16 protein-coding genes are annotated in these 18,999 nt (G+C 55.1%); 8 read left to right on the top strand and 8 right to left on the bottom strand.

Annotated features, from left to right (window positions below):
• Positions 1 to 274: 274 nt before the first annotated feature.
• From mioC to ravA, 5 genes are all read right to left on the bottom strand, one after another.
• On the bottom strand, positions 275 to 715 hold the full coding sequence (mioC, locus tag PMI17_RS23460) for an FMN-binding protein MioC (RefSeq protein WP_007893612.1): 441 nt from the start codon (positions 713 to 715) through the stop codon (positions 275 to 277).
• A gap of 154 nt (positions 716 to 869) precedes the next feature.
• Positions 870 to 1,331 carry a transcriptional regulator AsnC gene (asnC, locus tag PMI17_RS23465; RefSeq protein ID WP_007893613.1) on the bottom strand — a complete coding sequence of 154 codons (462 nt, stop codon included), beginning with the start codon at positions 1,329 to 1,331 and terminating at the stop codon, positions 870 to 872.
• Between the two features lie 106 nt (positions 1,332 to 1,437).
• Positions 1,438 to 3,564, bottom strand: a complete 2,127-nt coding sequence (ovoA, locus tag PMI17_RS23470) for a 5-histidylcysteine sulfoxide synthase (RefSeq protein ID WP_007893614.1) — start codon at positions 3,562 to 3,564, stop codon at positions 1,438 to 1,440.
• 66 nt (positions 3,565 to 3,630) lie between these two features.
• Positions 3,631 to 5,091, bottom strand: a complete 1,461-nt coding sequence (gene viaA, locus PMI17_RS23475) for an ATPase RavA stimulator ViaA (protein ID WP_007893618.1) — start codon at positions 5,089 to 5,091, stop codon at positions 3,631 to 3,633.
• Positions 5,088 to 6,584 (bottom strand): ATPase RavA, encoded by a 1,497-nt coding sequence (gene ravA / locus PMI17_RS23480; RefSeq protein ID WP_036622171.1) that lies wholly within the window; start codon positions 6,582 to 6,584, stop codon positions 5,088 to 5,090. The genes viaA and ravA overlap by 4 nt, the downstream gene beginning before the upstream one ends.
• A 299-nt stretch (positions 6,585 to 6,883) precedes the next feature.
• Between ravA and kup the strand changes: the two genes are divergently transcribed.
• Positions 6,884 to 8,752, top strand: coding sequence for a low affinity potassium transporter Kup (gene kup, locus PMI17_RS23485; RefSeq protein WP_007893624.1), 1,869 nt, complete (start codon positions 6,884 to 6,886; stop codon positions 8,750 to 8,752).
• Between the two features lie 11 nt (positions 8,753 to 8,763).
• Here the strand turns inward: kup and qseC are convergent, their stop codons facing one another.
• Entirely contained in the window at positions 8,764 to 10,095 is a 1,332-nt protein-coding gene (qseC, locus tag PMI17_RS23490; RefSeq protein ID WP_007893627.1) for a quorum sensing histidine kinase QseC, read from the bottom strand.
• Positions 10,092 to 10,754, bottom strand: coding sequence for a quorum sensing response regulator transcription factor QseB (gene qseB, locus PMI17_RS23495; protein ID WP_007893629.1), 663 nt, complete (start codon positions 10,752 to 10,754; stop codon positions 10,092 to 10,094). The genes qseC and qseB overlap by 4 nt, the downstream gene beginning before the upstream one ends.
• Before the next feature lie 180 nt (positions 10,755 to 10,934).
• On the opposite strand from qseB, the gene PMI17_RS23500 reads away from it, so the two are divergent.
• The 7 genes from PMI17_RS23500 (at position 10,935) to rbsR (ending at position 17,299) form a co-directional block, all read left to right on the top strand.
• Positions 10,935 to 11,330: a YgiW/YdeI family stress tolerance OB fold protein gene (locus tag PMI17_RS23500; RefSeq protein ID WP_007893632.1), complete on the top strand. Its 396-nt coding sequence runs from the start codon at positions 10,935 to 10,937 to the stop codon at positions 11,328 to 11,330.
• A 172-nt stretch (positions 11,331 to 11,502) separates the two neighbouring features.
• Positions 11,503 to 11,922 (top strand): D-ribose pyranase, encoded by a 420-nt coding sequence (gene rbsD, locus PMI17_RS23505; protein ID WP_007893635.1) that lies wholly within the window; start codon positions 11,503 to 11,505, stop codon positions 11,920 to 11,922.
• A gap of 7 nt (positions 11,923 to 11,929) precedes the next feature.
• Positions 11,930 to 13,438: a ribose ABC transporter ATP-binding protein RbsA gene (gene rbsA / locus PMI17_RS23510; protein WP_007893638.1), complete on the top strand. Its 1,509-nt coding sequence runs from the start codon at positions 11,930 to 11,932 to the stop codon at positions 13,436 to 13,438.
• Complete coding sequence (gene rbsC / locus PMI17_RS23515) at positions 13,435 to 14,406, top strand: ribose ABC transporter permease (RefSeq protein WP_007893642.1); 972 nt, start codon at positions 13,435 to 13,437, stop codon at positions 14,404 to 14,406. The genes rbsA and rbsC overlap by 4 nt, the downstream gene beginning before the upstream one ends.
• A gap of 26 nt (positions 14,407 to 14,432) precedes the next feature.
• Positions 14,433 to 15,308: a ribose ABC transporter substrate-binding protein RbsB gene (gene rbsB / locus PMI17_RS23520; RefSeq protein ID WP_007893644.1), complete on the top strand. Its 876-nt coding sequence runs from the start codon at positions 14,433 to 14,435 to the stop codon at positions 15,306 to 15,308.
• Between the two features lie 64 nt (positions 15,309 to 15,372).
• Complete coding sequence (gene rbsK, locus PMI17_RS23525) at positions 15,373 to 16,302, top strand: ribokinase (protein WP_007893647.1); 930 nt, start codon at positions 15,373 to 15,375, stop codon at positions 16,300 to 16,302.
• A gap of 13 nt (positions 16,303 to 16,315) precedes the next feature.
• Positions 16,316 to 17,299: a ribose operon transcriptional repressor RbsR gene (gene rbsR / locus PMI17_RS23530; protein WP_007893648.1), complete on the top strand. Its 984-nt coding sequence runs from the start codon at positions 16,316 to 16,318 to the stop codon at positions 17,297 to 17,299.
• Here the strand turns inward: rbsR and mdtD are convergent.
• Positions 17,296 to 18,699 (bottom strand): multidrug transporter subunit MdtD, encoded by a 1,404-nt coding sequence (gene mdtD, locus PMI17_RS23535; RefSeq protein WP_007893649.1) that lies wholly within the window; start codon positions 18,697 to 18,699, stop codon positions 17,296 to 17,298. The genes rbsR and mdtD overlap by 4 nt on opposite strands.
• Positions 18,700 to 18,999: the final 300 nt, after the last annotated feature.

Raw genomic sequence — 18,999 nt, forward strand, 5'->3', positions numbered from 1 at the left:
TGTTGATAACCCCGAAAAGCAGAGATTAAACAAGTAATTAGAGAGGATCGTTTACTGTGAATGATCGGTGATCCTGATCCGTATAAGCTGGGATCAAAATGGTGACTTATGCACAGGCTAAAAATGAATCAATGGTTGTTCTTTGGATAACTACTGGTTATACGCATGAAACAGGCCATGTTATCCACAAGTGATCGCACGATAAACGCGAAAAAACAGCGTAATAAACTGGGGATCGTCTCTTTTTCCCGATCCCCAACCGGCTAAGATCGTTTTAAATCTGTGTTTTCCATGTGGCGACCCACACTTCAGCTGCGTCTTCCGGGATCTCATGCTCTAAAACGTCGATCTCAAGGCGATCGCCAATGCGTTTGGCACCCAACTGGTTCAACTGCTCTTCTAGCAGCTTAATCGCGCCGCAGAAAAGATCGTATTCATGGTTGCCGATGCCCACAGCGCCATAACGTAGGCCGGAAAGGTCAGGTTGCGTCTCCTGCAATGCTTCATATAAAGGAAGCAAGTTGTCAGGCAGTTCGCCAGCGCCGTGCGTAGAGGTAACGATCAGCCAGATACCCTGCTGTGGCAGCTCATCCAGCTCAGGGCCATGCAGCACCTCGGTTGAGAAGCCCGCTTCCTGCAGTTTTTCTTCCAGATGTTCAGCAACATATTCGGCGCTGCCAAGGGTACTTCCACTGATTAACGTAATATCGGCCATGATGCTCTCCCGCACTAAAGGCGAGCATTGTACGCTGTGATCAAGCGGTGATCCACCTGTGGAAAACAGGGTTAATAGTAGAAAGCATCAGGCGGCAAGTCGCGCTAGACGCGCGATCTGCCCGGGATAAGGTTGTGCACAGAATAGGGAGGGATTACGGCTTGATGGTGCGCATGATCGGGTTTTGCAGTGAGATCAGGGTTTCGGTGGACTGAATTTCATCAATAGTCTGGATCTTGTTGATCAACACCTGTTGCAAGGCATCGATCGATCGGCACATCACTTTGATAAAGATGCTGTAATGACCGGTGGTATACCAGGCTTCTACTACTTCATCTAGCGCTTCCAGTTTGCTGAGTGCCGCAGGATAGTCACGCGCGCTTTTCAGGATAATGCCGATAAAACAGCACACATCGAAGCCGAGTTGACGGGGATCGATCTCCACGCGCGTGCCTAAAATAATGCCCGCCTGACGCATCTTCTCCACGCGAACATGAATGGTGCCCGGGCTCACATTGAACTGTTTGGCGAGCTCGGCGTAGGCGGTGCGCGCATTTTGCAGCAGCGCATTCAGAATGCCGCGGTCCAGGTTATCCAGCTGAAGGTGTTCCGCCATTGTCCATCCTCGTTGAGTTCTTCTTCTATGAATAATGGAGAATGTGCAGCAAATTAGCGGTGCAGGCAAGGTGCAGACAACGGGCATCCCGTTGTCTGCATGCTTTTTAGCGCTTACGCCAGAAGGTCACTTGTGCCTGAGTATGCTGAAACTTGCGTGCCGTCTCGCGTATGACGAACGGCACATCTTGCGGCGGTGCCACTTCTTCAAATGCGTCCCGCAGTTCGCGCTGCAGTGCCTGATAGGTGGTTAACGCTTCGCCATTTTCGCGAATACCGCCCAGCCAGTTCTCCTTCGGGGTGAAATCTTCCAGCCAGGTATAGGGCGATGACAGCACCAGCAGACCGCCGGAACGGATCATCGGCGTTATATCCTGCAGGAAACGCTTTGGCTGACGCAGACGGTCAATCAGGTTGGAAGCCAGTACCAGATCGTAACGTTCCGGCTGCGGCTTCAGGTTACAGGCATCGCCCTGAATAAATTGAATGCGCTGCGCCTGCTCGGCCTCAAGGCCAAACTCTTTCAGCCGCACCTGGCGATACTCCACCAGCTCGCCTTCTTCGGGTACCACATAGCGGAAATCTTCACCGGAGGTCAGCTGCAGCGCCACATCAATAAAGCGCGCCGAGTAATCCATGCCGGTGACCGCATCGAAATAGCGCGCCAGTTCAAAACTGGCGCGTCCGGTGGCACAGCCGATATCCAGCGCTTCACCGCGCGCACTGCAGTGCGGCAGCAATTTTTCCACCAGCGCAGCAGCGTAATTGGGGACATCGTAGTAGTTCGGTCCGTACTGGAAATCGAGATACTGCGACACCATGCTGTCCGTTTCATAGGGATTGAGCGCCATGGTTTCTTCATGAGATGAGACCACATAGCGGAAACCGGCATGCTGGAAGAAGTGACGGCGGAAAGCGTAGCGTGCGGATTTTAACGCTTCATTGCCGGTGGAAATCCAGCTGCCGCCTTTGATCAGCGCATGTTTGCCATCAAAGGTCGGCGTGGAGAAATCGTCATACAGCGGGTGCACTTTAAAGCCTTCGAAACCGTTGGTCGGCGTGGTGGTCCACTGCCAGACATTACCGACGATGTCGTAAAACTCCCCCTGCGCAAAACGGTCAACCGGGCTGGATGAAGCCCAATATGCCAGATTGATATTGCCTGGCGCCTCCGTCCAATCCGGCTGATCGCCGCTTACCTGCTCACGCAGCTGCGCCCACTCAGCTTCGCACGGCAACTGAACGGATTTACCTGTCTCTTCAGCCAGCCAGCGGCAGAACGCGGCGGCTTCCAGCTGGTTCACCTCCGCAGGCCAATCCCACGGCATCGCGACTTCTTCAGCCAGCAAACGCAGTTTAAGCTGATCGGGCAGCTTTTCATTACCAACCCAAAACGTCGGCATCTGCGCGCCGGAAAATTCGCGCCAGCCCCAACCTTCATCATCCCACCAGCGCGGGTCGTTATAGCCACCCGCCGCGATAAAGCGATAAAACTCGGCATTGCTCACCAGCATTTTGCTGGCCTTGAACGGCTTCAGTTCCGTCTGCTGGCTGCCATATTCGTTATCCCAACCGTAAGTGTCGTCAGTTTTACCCTGCTGCACACGGCCACCGGGCATCGCGATTAGCGAATTGGCTGGCACAGATTGACGATCGTGACGCGCCTGCGGGCAAACTGGCCAGTGCGGCTGCGCTTTTACCCATTCAATTGGCAACTGGCGCATCAGTACGCTGGAGGTTTCCAGATGAATACGTTCGTGCTCGATCCCCATCAAAACCACCCACGCCGGGCTTTGCCAATCGATGGGCAGCTCCAGCGGCATGGTGCGAATGAACTCGCTGACCAGGCTTTTTACTTTGCCGCGATAGTCGCGTACTTCATTGATGGTCGGCCAGTCGTAATGGCTATCATTGAGATCGTCCCAGCTCATCTCATCCACGCCGATCGCCATCATCGCTTCAATACGATCGTCAACGCGTTGGTCGAGATAGCGGCCGGCCATGAGTTTATTGATGTAGAAGGTGGCGGTATGGCCAAAGTAGAAGATCAGCGGATGGCGCAGCGAAATGGCTTTGTTAAACCAGGCGCGCTCGTCGGCCAGGCAATCAAACAGGCTTTCATACAGTTCCCAGGTTTGGGTGAAGTACGTCAGCAGTTCGGCTCTTTTTTGTTCGCTATTTTGGCCGGAGAGTCGCAGCGTGCGGGTCGGTGCGGGAAGTTGGGCGGTGGTCACAAGGTGCTCCATTTGCTTAGTGTGCGAACTTATCACTATAGCAAATTAGCATTTCTGCCAGATGACTTAGCGCTGCCAGCGGCGCAACAGGCGACTTTTCAACCCGGTATCGAAGCGCCAGATGTGATCAAAGATGCGAAGAATGCCAGGCTTACCGTGCAGCGACATGGCTACCGCATGGAAGCGCTGTTGATATTGGCGCTGACGCTGCTTAATGGTGTTGACGATATCGTCGGGTAAACGCTGGGCTATAAAATCTGACACGATCACCGCATCAGCTTCCTGCCACGCGCTGCCTTCCATCCGTTTCACGACTGCCGCAAGACAGGCCGCCAGATCGGTGCCACCGCGAAAACGCTGGCTGAGGAAACGTATCGCCTGCTCAATACCGTTATCAGAAGTGAGTTCATAGCCGATGACTTCATGGGCGAACAGCATGATGTAGCAGCGGCGCTTATCCGCCAGTGCCACTTTCAACAGCGCCAGGCAAAAGGCTTTGGCACAGCGTTCGTTGAAACCGCCCATCGAACCGGAGGTATCCACGCAGACGATAAACGGGCCGCGCGGCTGCTCTTCATGCTGCTGGTGGCTGACCGGACTCATGGTGACTTTTTCATGCCACGCATCGCCCTGCAAACGGTAGGTCAGCAAGCGTTTTTCCACTAAGCGCCGATAAAATTCCAGCTCTAACTCGCTGATGCTCAGTGCCGCCAGCTCAGGTGGCAACAGCCGCAGCACATCATCGCTCTGATGAATGCCGCTGACCTCTTCCGGCACGTTATCCGGTTCACGCACCAGTTGGTGAAACGCCTCCAGCGGCGCATCCTGCGAAGGTACCGATTTGGCTTCGCGACTGCGCCCCAGCTGCTGTGCCAGCTTCATCAGCTCCGGCTGCTGAGCAAGGAAGTCGCCGTACTGCACAATCAGTTCGTAATCGCCGTGCTGCAGCGGCGCTTTGCTCAAATCCCACAGGCGTCCGGCGGCGGCTTCATCATCATCGGTGAGAATGGGTGCCAGTTGACCGCTGATCGCCATGCGCTGCTGCAACTCGGCCATTAAACGTTCGCGTTGTTCTTCCAGGATGGTTTCATTCAGCGTCAGCGTTTGCAGCGTCAGACTGAGGCGCCAGCGTTGCAGAAACAACGTGTGTTGTGCGTTGCTGAGCTCGGCGCTTTCGGCGTTGAGCAGCAGTTTGCTGGCTTCTTCGATGAACGGCGACGGCAGGCTTTTCAGCTGCGTCATGATGTGAGGTAACTGTTGGGTAAAATGTTGTGAGCTGAGCAGTTGCATCTGTTGAAACAGCTGAAACTCCTGCGCCAGCGCTTCTGGCACCGGTGTGACTTTGATCTGCTCAGCGATCTCTGAGCGCCAGCGCGGTAGATCGCGCATCATGGCTTGCTTCAAACGCGGGAATTTCTCAAAGAACAGTGCCAGTTGCGGCGAGGCGAGCAGCGCTAAAATCAGCTCTTCGATTAACTCGGTTTCGCCAATCGATAACAGCGTGCTCAGCGTCTCCAGTGAGATCATTTTCGCGCCTGTTTCAGCTGTTCCGCGACATCCTGCAGGCTGGTTTCAATGCGGGCTAGCCAATCGTCACTGATAAACAGGCAGCGCTGATGCTGGCTAAACAGCGTGCGCTGCGCACGCAGCTGTGTCTCGAGCGCTTCGTATTCATCCACGATCTCCTGCGGCATCTCACTGCTGCTGCTGGCGCCCGGCAGCGTCAGTCGTGTGGATTGCAGGCTGACATCGCGCAGCGTCAGACAGTGATGTGTATCCACCAGCAGATCGAGCGTCTGACCAAAGCCAATACCGTTCAGCTTGCCGCGGATCTCGCCGCCTTTCAGCAGCCACTGCTCCAGCGCTTCGCGACCAATCAGGATATGCGTCACCTGCATATCGTGCAGCATTAGCGGCTGTTGCAGCATCAATGTCAGTTGCTCATCAGTAATGGCTGCGGGTAATTCATAATGCGGTTTGCGGCTAAACATGCCGCTGTGTTTCTCTAGCGTCAGCGCTTGCGCCACGCTTTGCTGCTGTTGCAGCGCCATGCGACGGCTTTTGATCTGTTGCAGCTTGTGTAGCAGCGCCTGCTGCTGCCACGCATGTTGCGACATTAGCGTATCGATTTCGCGATCCAGCAGCTTCATCGAAGCCACGTCATGCCACAGGCAATCTTTCAGCAGAATTAAGTCGATAGGGGCGATGGTCACGCGGCCGCTATAGAACGCGCTGGCCTGCAACAGATGAATGGCTTTCTTCCAGCGGCGATCGGAGATGTACGGCGCATCCGGCAGCGTTTCTAACTGCTGACGCAGCTGATAAATCAGTTCGAACACGTGGTCGGGCAGGCTGACCTGACTGATGCCTTTCTGCCACTGCTCATACTCTTCATCGCTGATGCGCAACGCTTCTGCGACTGGATTGTCGTTTTCGTCCTGCTGGTGGGTGAGCATGCTGCGGAAGTTCTGCTTTTCATGCACGTTATCCAGCCACAGACGAATCAACATGCGATCGTACAGCGCTTCCAGTCCGCTATCGGCTTCCGGCAGTTCGTTGGAGGCGGTAACCAGCAGACGCATCGGGATTTTTTCTTCACTGTCGCCGTTACGGAAGCGGCGTTCGTTGATGGCGGTGAGCAAGGTATTCAGAATCGCCGGGCCGGCTTTCCAGATTTCGTCGAGGAAAACAATTTCGGCATCCGGCAGGTAGCCTTTGGTGAGACGTTGATAACGCCCTTCATCTTTCAGCGCCTGAATCGACAGCGGGCCAAACACCTCTTCGGGGGTGGAAAAACGGGTCATCAGGTATTCAAAAGCGCGGGCGTGTTGGAAGGCGTATTTCAGGCGGCGGGCAATCAGGCTCTTAGCGATGCCGGGCGGCCCGAGCAAAAACACGCTTTCGCCGCTCAGCGCAGCCAGCAGACAGAGGCGGATCGCGTGATGGCGTTCATACAGCCCTTTTTCCAGCGCGTTGCTCAGGCGAGAAATTCTTTCTGCCAAAAGATGGGGTTGAGCCATAATCACATCATTATCCTTTTGATCCTGGTGCCGTCATAGTCTGGCGAGCGCAATACTCTACTGATTATCATGCGCGATTGCGTTGATAGCCGTCAGCTTTTTTGTTTCAGAAGGTTGATGCGAGATAACTCGCCGCTTCCAACGCTTTTTTTACCCGATTTTCGGCGAAAAACCGCGTCACCGACGCGATGGTGACACTTTGTAAGAGTAGGTTTTTTTGGGAATATGTGCATACTGTGCGCTTTTTGATGGCTTGAGCGGTGGGCAAGTGCCTCATCGGCTCCAACAAAAGACAACTTATGAGCTCGGATAAGAAACAGTCCCTTGGGGCAGTCACACTGGCGGCCATTGGCGTGGTGTATGGCGATATCGGCACCAGCCCGCTCTATACATTGCGTGAATGTCTCTCTGGTCAGTTTGGTTTTGGCGTTGAGCGTGAAGCGGTTTTTGGCTTCCTGTCGCTGATCTTCTGGCTGCTGATTCTGGTGGTGTCGCTTAAATACATCAGCTACGTGATGCGCGCCGATAACGCGGGTGAAGGCGGGATTTTGACGCTGATGTCGCTGGCTGGCCGTCATACCGGCGCCAGAGCCACCGCGATACTGGTGATCATGGGCCTGATCGGCGGCAGCTTCTTCTATGGCGAAGTGGTGATTACCCCAGCAGTCTCGGTGCTTTCGGCGATTGAGGGGCTGGAAATTGCGGCCCCAAGTCTGGATGCCTATATCGTGCCATTAGCGATCGCCGTTTTGACCCTGCTGTTTGTTATCCAGAAGCACGGTACTGGCATTGTCGGAAAACTGTTCGCACCGGTGATGCTGCTGTGGTTTCTGGTTCTGGCGGTATTGGGCGCGCGCAGTATCATCAGTAATCCCGACGTGCTGCACGCGATGAATCCGTACTGGGCGCTGCACTTCTTTATCGAATACAAAACGGTCTCTTTCTTCGCGCTGGGCGCGGTGGTGCTGGCGATTACTGGCGTAGAAGCGCTGTATGCCGACATGGGCCACTTCGGCAAATTTCCGATTCGACTCGCCTGGTTCATCGTGGTGCTGCCATCGCTGGTGCTCAACTACTTCGGTCAGGGTGCGCTGCTGCTCAAACATCCGGAAGCGATTAAAAATCCGTTCTTCCTGCTCGCGCCGGACTGGATGCTGATCCCGATGTTAATTCTGGCGACCTTAGCCACGGTGATCGCCTCGCAGGCGGTGATTTCCGGTGTGTTCTCGTTAACGCGTCAGGCCGTGCGCCTTGGCTATTTGCCGCCGATGCGTATTGTGCACACTTCTGAGGAAGAGTCAGGGCAGATTTACATCCCGGTGATCAACTGGCTGCTCTTCTTCTCGGTGGTGATTGTGATTGTCGGCTTCGAGCACTCCAGCAATCTGGCCGCGGCTTACGGCATTGCGGTAACGGGCACCATGGTGCTGACCGCGATTCTTTGCTCTACGGTGGCGATTCAAAACTGGCACTGGAACCGCTATCTGGTGGTGCTGATTCTGATCGCCATGTTGTGTATCGATGTGTCGCTGTTCTCCGCCAACCTGATCAAAGTATTCTCTGGCGGTTGGCTGCCGCTAACGCTGGCACTGATGATGTTCATCATCATGACCACCTGGAAAAGCGAGCGTTTCCGCCTGCTGCGTCGTATGCATGAGCACGGTAACTCTCTGGAAGCGATGATTGCTTCGCTGGAGAAATCGCCGCCGGTGCGCGTGCCGGGTACCGCGGTATATATGTCGCGTGCGCTTAACGTGATTCCGTTTGCCATGTTGCATAACCTTAAACACAACAAAGTGTTGCATGAGCGCGTGGTGCTACTGACGTTGCGTACTGAAGATGCACCTTACGTGCATAACGTACGTCGTGTGACGATTGAGCAGCTGTCGCCGACGTTCTGGCGCGTGGTTGCGAGCTACGGCTGGCGTGAAACGCCGAACGTTGAGGAGATTTTCCACCGCTGCGGCCTTGAAGGGCTGAATTGCCGCATGATGGAGACGTCATTCTTCATGTCGCATGAATCGCTGATTATCGGCGATCGTCCGTGGTATCTGCGCCTGCGTGGCAAGTTGTTCCTGGCGCTGCAACGTAATGCGCTGCGCGCGCCGGATCAGTTTGAAATCCCACCCAATCGCGTGATCGAACTGGGAACCCAGGTCGAGATTTAACGCTGTGCGCGTCACCAGCTTAAGGTGACGCGCAATCCTCCGCTGGCGCGCTGGCTGAACTGCAATCGAATGCCGTGCAGCTGGGCAATATTCTTCACGATGGAAAGCCCCAATCCGCTCCCGGTTTGTGCCTGCCCTGGCGGTCGCCAAAAGCGTTCCCCCAGCCTTGCCAGTTGCTCTTCGCTGACGCCAGGTCCGTTATCATCAACGGTAATGGCGCGAGCATTGAGCTGCACGTCGATGGTACTTCCCGCCGGTGAATAGCGCAGCGCGTTATCCAGCAGGTTGCGCACCATCAAACCCAGCAGCAGCGGATGACCGTTCATCACCGGTTCAGCATGGCTGGTAAATGCTAAATCGGTGTGCTGCTGTTCCGCCTGTGGGAAATGTTCCGCCAATAGATTTTGCAGCAGCGGCGCCAGCGCGACCGGTTGAAATTCGCTGCGCAGATCGTCTGCTTCCACGCGTGAAAGTGTCAGCAGCTGATCCACCAGCCGGGTGGCGCGCACAATACCGCTATCCAACTGCTGAATGGCGCGTTTGCGCATCGCTTCATCATCATCGGCCAGCTGAATCACTTCGCTCTGTACGCGCAGTGCCGCCAGCGGACTACGCAGTTCATGGGCGGCATCGGAGGTGAAGCGACGTTCGCGCTGCACCAGATGTGCCATACGACTAAACAATCCGTTGAGCGCCACCACCAGCGGTTTCACCTCTTTAGGCAAGCGCGCTTCCGGCAATGGCGTGGCGTCATCCGGCGCACGTTGATGCAGTGAAACCGTCAGACGTTTCAACGGACGCAGTTCGAACCACACCAGCGCCAGCAAAAACAGCAGCATAAAGGGCATGGCAATCAGCCAGGGCAACAAGCTACTGAGCGCCAGATCGCGCGTCATATCCTCGCGATACTCCCACTCCTGACCAACCACCACGCGATAACGTTTATCGGCAGAGGTGAGCCACACTAAGCGCCAGCTGTCCTTATCACCGCGCAGGCGGCCATCGACAAAGCCATCGCGCTGATGATCAAACTGCAGATCGCGACCGTTTTCACCATCGTTTAAGAGCGGTTGTCCCTCGGCGCTGAAAATGGCAAACGCCAGGGCATCATCATCCTGATCGCCACGATGATGGCGCAATATCGCTTTGGTTTTGGGCAGCGTAACATCCTGCAGCGAGGTGGGATCAAGCGCTATCAGGCGTTTAGCAAATAGCATCTGCTGGGTATCAAACAGCTCATTCACCGTATCGCGGGTTTGATGCCAGGCGCTGAGGCCGGCAAGCCCGCCGCATAACAGAATCAGCAGCACAAAGCCGATGGCGAGGCGCAGGAACAGACTCATTCCGCCGCTCCCAGCGTATAGCCCACGCCATGCACGGTGCGAATAAACTGGCTACCGAGTTTTTTACGCAGATGATGAATGTGCACTTCCACCGCATTGCTGGAGACATCCTCATTCCAGCTATACAGTTTTTCTTCCAGCTGACTGCGCGTCAGCACGCGGCCAGGGTTGCGCAGAAACAGCTCCAGCAGCGCCAGTTCACGGCTCTTCAGGCTGACGGCTTCGCCGTCGCACATTACGCTGTGGCTGCCGGGCGCCATCACCACCTTGCCGTGTTTGAGTTCGGGCTGCAGTTGCCCGTGACGACGACGGATCAGCGCCTGCAAGCGCGCCGCAACCTCTGTCAGCGCAAACGGCTTGCACAGGTAATCATCGGCGCCGAGCTGCAATCCCTGCACACGCTGATCGAGCGCATCACGCGCGGTAAGGATCAGAACTGGCACATCGTGTCCTTGCTGGCGCCATTGGCGCAGGATATCCAGACCGTCGCGCTCGGGCAGCGACAGATCCAGCACCACCGCATCCCAGGGGGCCGCTGTTAACGCCTGAAACCCGCTTTCACCGGAGACAAACCAGTCCACGCTGAAGCCGAGTTTGGTGAGCCCGACTTTTAATCCGTCACCAATCAGCGTGTCATCTTCAATCAGTAAAATGCGCATTACGTCTCCTTCTGTTAAACGGAGTTATACGAAGCACAATCACTCTTGTACAGCGAAAATCGCGGCAAATAGACTATTTTTCATGAATGTACGCGCAATGCGTTTTCTTAAGATCCTGTTAAGAACCTTGTGGTGAAATAACTCCCGTAATCCGACACATTGATGAAAAAGAGGTCATTTATGAAAAAGTCTGCAGCTCTATTAGCCGTTATCGCGCTGGCCGCTACGCCGGTACTTGCCGCTCAGCAAGGTGGCTTTGTTGATCCGAATGCACCAACGGCGCAGGTTAAGTCTGGTGGTTTCAAAGCTGATAACACCAGTGTTGTTACGGTGAAACAGGCCGAAGAGATGAAAGACGATAGCTGGATTACCGTGCGCGGTACGCTAGAGAAGCAAATTGGTGATGAGGATTATCAGTTCCGTGATGCCACTGGCACCATGAAGGTCGAAATCGATCATAAACGCTGGAACGGTTTAACCATCTCACCGAAGGATCAGGTAGAACTGACCGGTGAACTGGATAAAGATTTCAACTCCATTGAACTGGACGTGAAACAGGTGCGTAAACTGCCATAATTTCCTCCCCGGGGCCGTGTAAGCGGCTCCGCAATCCCACCAAACTCAAATTCTCTCTGGTACAAGCGAAACGTTTCGATGGCGATCACATTTCCGTGATGCCGTCATTGAGTTGCCGCGCGCATTTTATACACTCCCGATCAGCGAAACGTTTCGCTGTGGAGTGGAAGAAATGAAAAAAGGTCGCTTGTTAAACGCTGAAGTCTCTCATGTGATTGCCCGCCTGGGGCACACCGATACGCTGACGATTGCAGATGCAGGCTTGCCGATTCCGGCCGGTCCACAGCGCATCGATCTGGCGTTAACGCCGGGTACGCCCGAATTTTTACAGGTGGTCGACGTTATCACGCAGGAGATGCAGGTCGAAAGCGCCCTGATGGCGGAGGAGATTAAGCAGCATAATCCGCAGCTCCACAGCGCACTGCTCGCCGTGCTCGAAGCCTTGCAACGGCACCAGGGGAATGTCATCACCATCCGTTACACCAGCCATGAACAATTCAAACAACAAACGCAGCGTAGTCAGGCGGTCATTCGCAGCGGAGAGTGTTCTCCGTATGCGAATGTCATCCTGAGCGCTGGCGTGACCTTCTGAGGCCGTTATGCAACCGCTATTGCAACTCAAAGGGATTGAAAAGTCGTTTCCTGGCGTGAAAGCGCTGAATGGCGCCTCGCTTGCCGTCTATCCTGGCCGCGTCATGGCGCTGGTGGGTGAAAACGGTGCCGGTAAATCCACCATGATGAAAGTGCTGACCGGCATTTACAGCATGGACGCCGGTTCCATGCAGTGGCTAGGTAAGGATGTGGCGTTCTCTGGCCCAAAAGCGTCTCAGGAAGCGGGCATTGGCATCATCCATCAGGAACTGAACCTGATTCCACAACTGACTGTTGCCGAGAATATTTTCCTTGGCCGTGAATTTGTTAACCGCTTTGGCCGCATCGAATGGAAAAAGATGTACGCCGCGGCGGATGCGCTGTTAAAGCGCCTCAATCTGCGTTTCAGCAGCCACAAGCTGGTGGGCGATTTGTCGATTGGCGATCAGCAGATGGTCGAGATCGCCAAAGTGCTCAGCTTCGAGTCGAAAGTCATCATTATGGATGAACCGACCGATGCGCTAACCGATACCGAAACGCTGTCGTTGTTCCGCGTGATTAATGAACTGAAAGCGCAGGGCTGCGGCATCGTCTATATCTCGCACCGCATGAAAGAGATCTTCGAGATTTGCGATGACGTCACCGTGTTCCGCGATGGGCAGTTTATCGCCGAGCGTGCGGTCAGCGATCTGAGCGAAGAGAGCCTGATCGAGATGATGGTCGGCCGCAAGCTGGAAGATCAATATCCGCGCATCGATCAACAGCCGGGTGAGATCCGCTTAAAAGTAGAAAACCTGAGCGGGCCGGGCGTCGATGATGTCAGCTTTACGCTGCGCAAAGGGGAAATCCTTGGCGTGTCTGGCCTGATGGGCGCGGGCCGGACCGAATTGATGAAAGTGCTGTATGGCGCCCTGCCGCGCAGCAAAGGCAAAGTGACGCTGAATGGCCGCGAGATCATGACCCGCTCACCGCAGGATGGCTTAGCAAACGGCATCGTTTATATCTCTGAAGACCGCAAGCGCGATGGCCTGGTGCTCGGCATGTCGGTGAAAGAGAACATGTCGCTGACCGCGCTGCGCTATTTCAGCACCGGCGCGGGCAATCTCCGACACAGTGACGAGCAGCTGGCGGTGGGCGATTTTATCCGCCTGTTCAACGTCAAAACCCCCTCAATGGAGCAGCCAATTGGCCTGCTGTCCGGTGGTAATCAGCAAAAAGTAGCGATTGCGCGCGGTCTGATGACGCGCCCCGATGTGCTGATTCTTGATGAGCCGACACGCGGCGTCGATGTCGGGGCGAAAAAAGAGATCTATCAGTTAATTAACCAGTTTAAAGCCGAAGGGCTGAGCATCATTTTGGTGTCGTCAGAAATGCCGGAAGTGCTGGGCATGAGCGATCGCATCGTGGTGATGCATGAAGGCCATCTGAGTGGCGAATTTTCCCGTGAGCAGGCTACCCAGGAATCCCTGATGGCGGCGGCAGTCGGTAAGCAACACAGCGAGGAGTTAGTAGTATGAGCACCCAAACCTTACCCGCCAGCCGTCGTTGGTTCAGCAAAGCCTGGCTGCTGGAGCAGAAATCCCTGATTGCGCTGATTGTGCTGATCGCCGTGGTCGCCAGCCAGAGCCCGAATTTCTTCACGCTGCCAAACATGTTCAATATCCTGCAGCAGACATCGGTCAACGCCATTATGGCGGTGGGGATGACGCTGGTGATTCTGACCTCGGGCATTGATTTGTCGGTGGGATCATTGCTGGCGCTGACGGGTGCCGTCGCGGCGTCAATCGTCGGATTAGAAGTGAATGCGCTGGTAGCCGTTGCGGCTTCGCTGGCGCTGGGCGCGGCAATTGGCGCGATTACCGGCGTGATTGTCGCACGCGGCAAGGTGCAGGCTTTTATCGCTACGCTGGTAATGATGCTGCTGCTGCGCGGTGTCACCATGGTTTATACCAACGGTAGCCCAATCAACACCGGTTTTAACGATAACGCCGATCTGTTCGGCTGGTTCGGCATCGGCCGTCCATTGGGCATTCCTACACCGGTATGGCTGATGGCGGTGGTGTTCGCGCTGGCGTGGTACATGCTGCATCACACGCGCCTCGGACGTTACATCTATGCGCTGGGCGGTAACGAAGCGGCTACGCGTTTATCCGGTATCAGCGTTAACCGCGTCAAAATCATCGTCTATTCGCTGTGCGGCCTGCTGGCGGCATTGGCGGGCACCATCGAAGTGGCACGCCTCTCTTCTGCACAACCCACGGCAGGTACCGGTTATGAACTGGATGCCATTGCTGCGGTGGTGCTGGGCGGTACCAGCCTGGCGGGCGGTAAAGGTCGCATTATGGGCACGCTGATTGGTGCGTTGATCCTCGGTTTCCTGAATAACGGCCTGAATCTGATGGGCGTATCGTCTTACTACCAAATGATTGTTAAAGCCGTCGTCATTCTGCTAGCGGTGCTGGTGGATAACAAAAGCAGTAAATAACTCTGACCTTCACACAGGATTTAAAAATGAAAAAGTTAACTGCATTGGCCGTCATTCTTGGCGCCACCCTCAGTGCTGGCGCGATGGCTAAGGACACCATTGCTCTGGTGGTTTCAACCCTGAATAATCCGTTCTTTGTGTCACTGAAAGATGGCGCACAGAAAGAAGCTGATCAACTGGGTTATAACCTTGTAGTGCTGGATTCGCAGAACAACCCGGCGAAAGAGCTGGCGAACGTGCAGGATCTGACGGTGCGCGGCACCAAGCTGCTGCTGATCAACCCAACCGATTCTGATGCAGTGGGCAACGCCGTGAAGATGGCGAACCAGGCGAACATTCCGGTGATCACCCTGGACCGTGTTGCTGCACAAGGTACCGTGGTGAGTCACGTTGCTTCTGACAACCGCTTCGGCGGCAAAATGGCCGGTGACTTCATCGCCAAAAAGCTGGGCGAAGGCGCGAAAATCATTGAACTGCAGGGTATTGCCGGTACTTCTGCAGCGCGTGAGCGTGGCGAAGGCTTCAAACAGGCGGCTGATGCGCACAAATTCAATATTCTGGCGAGCCAGCCTGCTGACTTTGACCGTACCAAAGGTTTGAACGTGATGCAGAACCTGCTGCAGGGACATCCGGATGTACAGGCTGTTTTTGCTCAGAACGATGAAATGGCGTTGGGCGCGCTGCGTGCGCTGCAAACTGCCGGGAAAACTGACGTGCTGGTGGTGGGCTTCGATGGCACCGCTGACGGTGTGAAGGCGGTAGAATCGGGTAAACTGACCGCCACTGTGGCACAGATGCCAGATAAGATTGGCGTGATTGGCGTGCAGACTGCCGATAAAGTATTGAAAGGTGAGAAGGTGCAGTCGGTGAACCCGGTTGACCTGAAGCTGGTGACCAAATAATAAGTAAAGAAAAGCAGGGCAACGCGCCACCGTCCTGGTGGCGCATCTTTCTGGATGAATCCCAATGACCACAAGCGCAAAACTGGCCGTTCTCGGCAGCATCAATGCCGATCACATCCTTAACCTCGCCCACTTTCCGCGTCCGGGCGAAACGGTGATCGGTAAACAGTATCAAATTGCCTTTGGCGGCAAAGGGGCCAATCAGGCAGTAGCCGCTGGCCGTGCAGGGGCTGATATTGCATTTATTGCCTGTGTCGGTGCCGATGACATTGGCGCACGCATTCGTCAGCAGCTGCAGCAAGACCGCATTGATACTGCGCCGGTCGAAATCGTCGCGGATGAAGCCACCGGGGTGGCGATGATCTTCGTTAATGGCGAAGGCGAAAATAATATCGGTATTTATTCCGGCGCCAATGCGGCCCTGACCCCTGCCCGCGTTGCGCATCATCAGCAGGTCATTGCCGATGCAGATGCGTTGCTGATGCAGCTGGAATCGCCACTGGAAAGCGTACTGGCAGCGGCGAAAATTGCCCGTGAGCAGCATACCCAGGTGATTCTCAATCCCGCGCCGGCCACACAACTCTCTGATGAGCTGCTCGGATTGATTGACATCATCACGCCAAATGAAACTGAGGCAGAAATTCTCACCGGTATCGCGGTAAAGAGCGATGAAGACGCAGCGCGTGCCGCGCAGGCATTGCATGCCAAAGGTATTGCTACCGTGTTAATCACGTTAGGCCGTCGCGGCGTGTGGCTGAGTGAACAAGGAAACGGCGTGCGTATTCCGGGCTTCAGCGTGCAAGCCATCGATACCATCGCTGCGGGCGATACCTTTAACGGTGCGTTTATCACCGCGCGTCTGGAAGGCGTAGCGATGCATGATGCCGTGCGTTTCGCCCATGCCGCCGCCGCGATTGCGGTGACGCGTCCTGGGGCTCAGCCCTCAGTGCCGTGGCGCACTGAGATCGACGCCTTCCTGCAACAACAGGGCTAAGCGCTTGGCTACCATGAAAGATGTCGCTCGCCTGGCGGGCGTCTCTACCTCCACCGTTTCTCACGTCATCAATAACAATCGCTTTGTCAGCGAGCAGGTGCGGGAAAAGGTGGATCAGGCGATTCGCGAACTCAACTATGCGCCGTCCGCGCTGGCGCGCAGCCTGAAGCTCAAGCAAACGCGCACCATTGGCATGCTGCTGACCGCCAGCAGTAACCCGTTCTATTCTGAAGTGGTGCGTGGCGTGGAGAATAGCTGCTACGAACGCGGCTATAGCCTGATTCTGTGCAATACCGAAGGCGATGAAGAACGCATGAATCGCAGCCTTGAAACGTTGATGCAAAAGCGTGTCGATGGTTTGCTGATGATGTGTACCGAAACCCATCTGCCGTCGGCGGAGATCCTCAATCGTTATCCGTCGGTGCCAATGGTGATGATGGACTGGGCGCCGTTTGAAGGGCACGGTGACATTATTCAGGATAACGCACTGCTGGGCGGCGAGCTGGCCACTCAGCATCTGATCGATCGCGGCTACACGCGTATTGCCTGTATTGCGGGACCGCAGGATAAAACCCCGGCGCGTTTGCGTCTGGAAGGTTTCCATAAAGCGATGGCCAACAGCGGATTGTCGGTGCCGCCGGGCTACGTCGTCGATGGCGATTTCGAGTTTCAGGGCGGTTTCAATGCGATGAACCAGCTGTTGGCGTTAGATGCGTTGCCTGAAGCGGTGTTTACCAGTAACGATGCTATGGCGGTTGGCGTCTATCACGCTTTGTTCCAGGCCGGCTTGCGTGTACCGCAGGATATTGCGGTGATGGGCTATGACAACATCGAGCTGGCGCGTTACCTGACGCCGCCGCTTAGCACCATCCATCAACCGAAAGATGAGCTCGGCGAACTGGCGATTGATACCTTGATTCATCGTATGAGCGATCCCGACGCCAGTCAGCAAACGCTGGTGCTGACGCCGGAGCTGGTGGAGCGCGGTTCGGTTTAAGCGGCTTTCTTCTTTTTCTCGCGGTTGGCGATGAGATTTCGTCCATCGCCCGGACGTAACATCATGAAGGTGAAAGCTGACAACACGGTGACGACGCCCATTGTCAGGAAGGTGGCGTGGAATTGCGCGACGGTTGTCGCCTCGACATCCTGATAGAAACGCAGTACCGCGGCGCTCACCGCCACACCAAAGCTGATCGACAGCTGCTGCGTTACCGCCAGCACACTGTTCCCGCCGCTGGCGTTCTCATCATTTAAATCCGCTAGCGTGATGGTATTCATCGCGGTGAACTGCGTCGACATCGCCATCCCCAGAATCAACAGTGCCGCCAGCAACATGACTACGCTGCTGCCCGGCGATTGCAGTGAGAAGGTGGCAATCAGCATGCCGATAATAATGGTGATACCAACCAGCGTATGGCGATAGCCGAAGCGGCGTAGCACTTGCGTCACCGTCGATTTCGCCAGCAGCGCGCCAATCGCCGTCGGTCCCATCATACAACCGGCAATCAGTGCGGGATAACCAAAGCCTACCTGTAACATCAGCGGCATCAGGAACGGAATACAGCCGGTTCCCAGACGCGAGGCAATATTGCCAATGATGCCGACCGAAAAGGTACGGGTTTTAAACATCGGTAAATTGATCAGCGGTGCCGGATGGCGCCGTGCATGCACTATATAAAGAAGAAGTAACGCGACGCCGCTAAACAGCACCAATAACGCTTGCCACGGCAGCACAACACGCTCGCCAAACAGTTCAATGCCGACAGAAATCAGCACCAGGCCTAAGCCAAACAGTAGGAAACCTAAAAAATCAAAGCGGCGTTTCGGCGTCGTAAAGTCCGGCATATATTTGCGCGCATAAAAGATGCCCGCGATACCGATGGGAATGTTGATCAGGAATATCCAGTGCCAGCTGGCGTAGGTTACCAGCAAGCCGCCAAGCATCGGGCCAAGAATCGGTCCCACTAAACCTGGCATGGTGACGAAGTTTAAAACGGGCAGCAGTTCACTGCGGGGATATGAGCGCAGAAGTGCTAAACGCGCGACGGGCATCATCATCGCTCCGCCAATCCCCTGTACTACGCGAGATATCACCAACATGCTCAACGAGCCGGATAAGGCACAAGCCAGTGAACCCAGCGTAAACAGAGAGACGGCAATGATAAAAACTTTGCGTGTGCCGTAGCGATCGGCCAGCCAGCCACTTACCGGGATCAGCATCGCTACCGTAAGCGTGTAACTGATGACAGTCGATTGCATGGCAAGAGGAGATCGTTCGAGACTGACGGCAATAGCGGGAAGCGCGGTATTAAGGATGGTGGCATCAAGTGCCTGCATGAAAAACGCCATGGCGGCGATCCAGGGCAAGCCGGCCATACTGCGCGCGGAGCGAATCATTGAAAGTCCTTCTCGAATAATTGTCAGCCTGCAACAAAGTAAATTGCGTTTGGTTTAACAGAATAGCATTGGTGTTTGAGGTGATGGCGCTGATTTGTGTCGATGAAGCGGCGATTTTGACTGTTAATTCGGCGAGATATGTCTGTTTTTAACGCGTTCGTTTAAAAAAGAGGCGCTCAGTCATTTTTTTGCAATAAACCCTTGTCACCTCCGAATAACTCCCTATAATGCGCCACCACTGAGACGGCAAAGCGGCAACGCGGGCGGCTCAGCAGGGAGTGAAGAAATTCATCCCGCCGG

Origin of the sequence: Pantoea sp. GM01, from assembly GCF_000282675.1 — a bacterium.
GTDB classification, from domain to species: domain Bacteria; phylum Pseudomonadota; class Gammaproteobacteria; order Enterobacterales; family Enterobacteriaceae; genus Pantoea; species Pantoea nemavictus.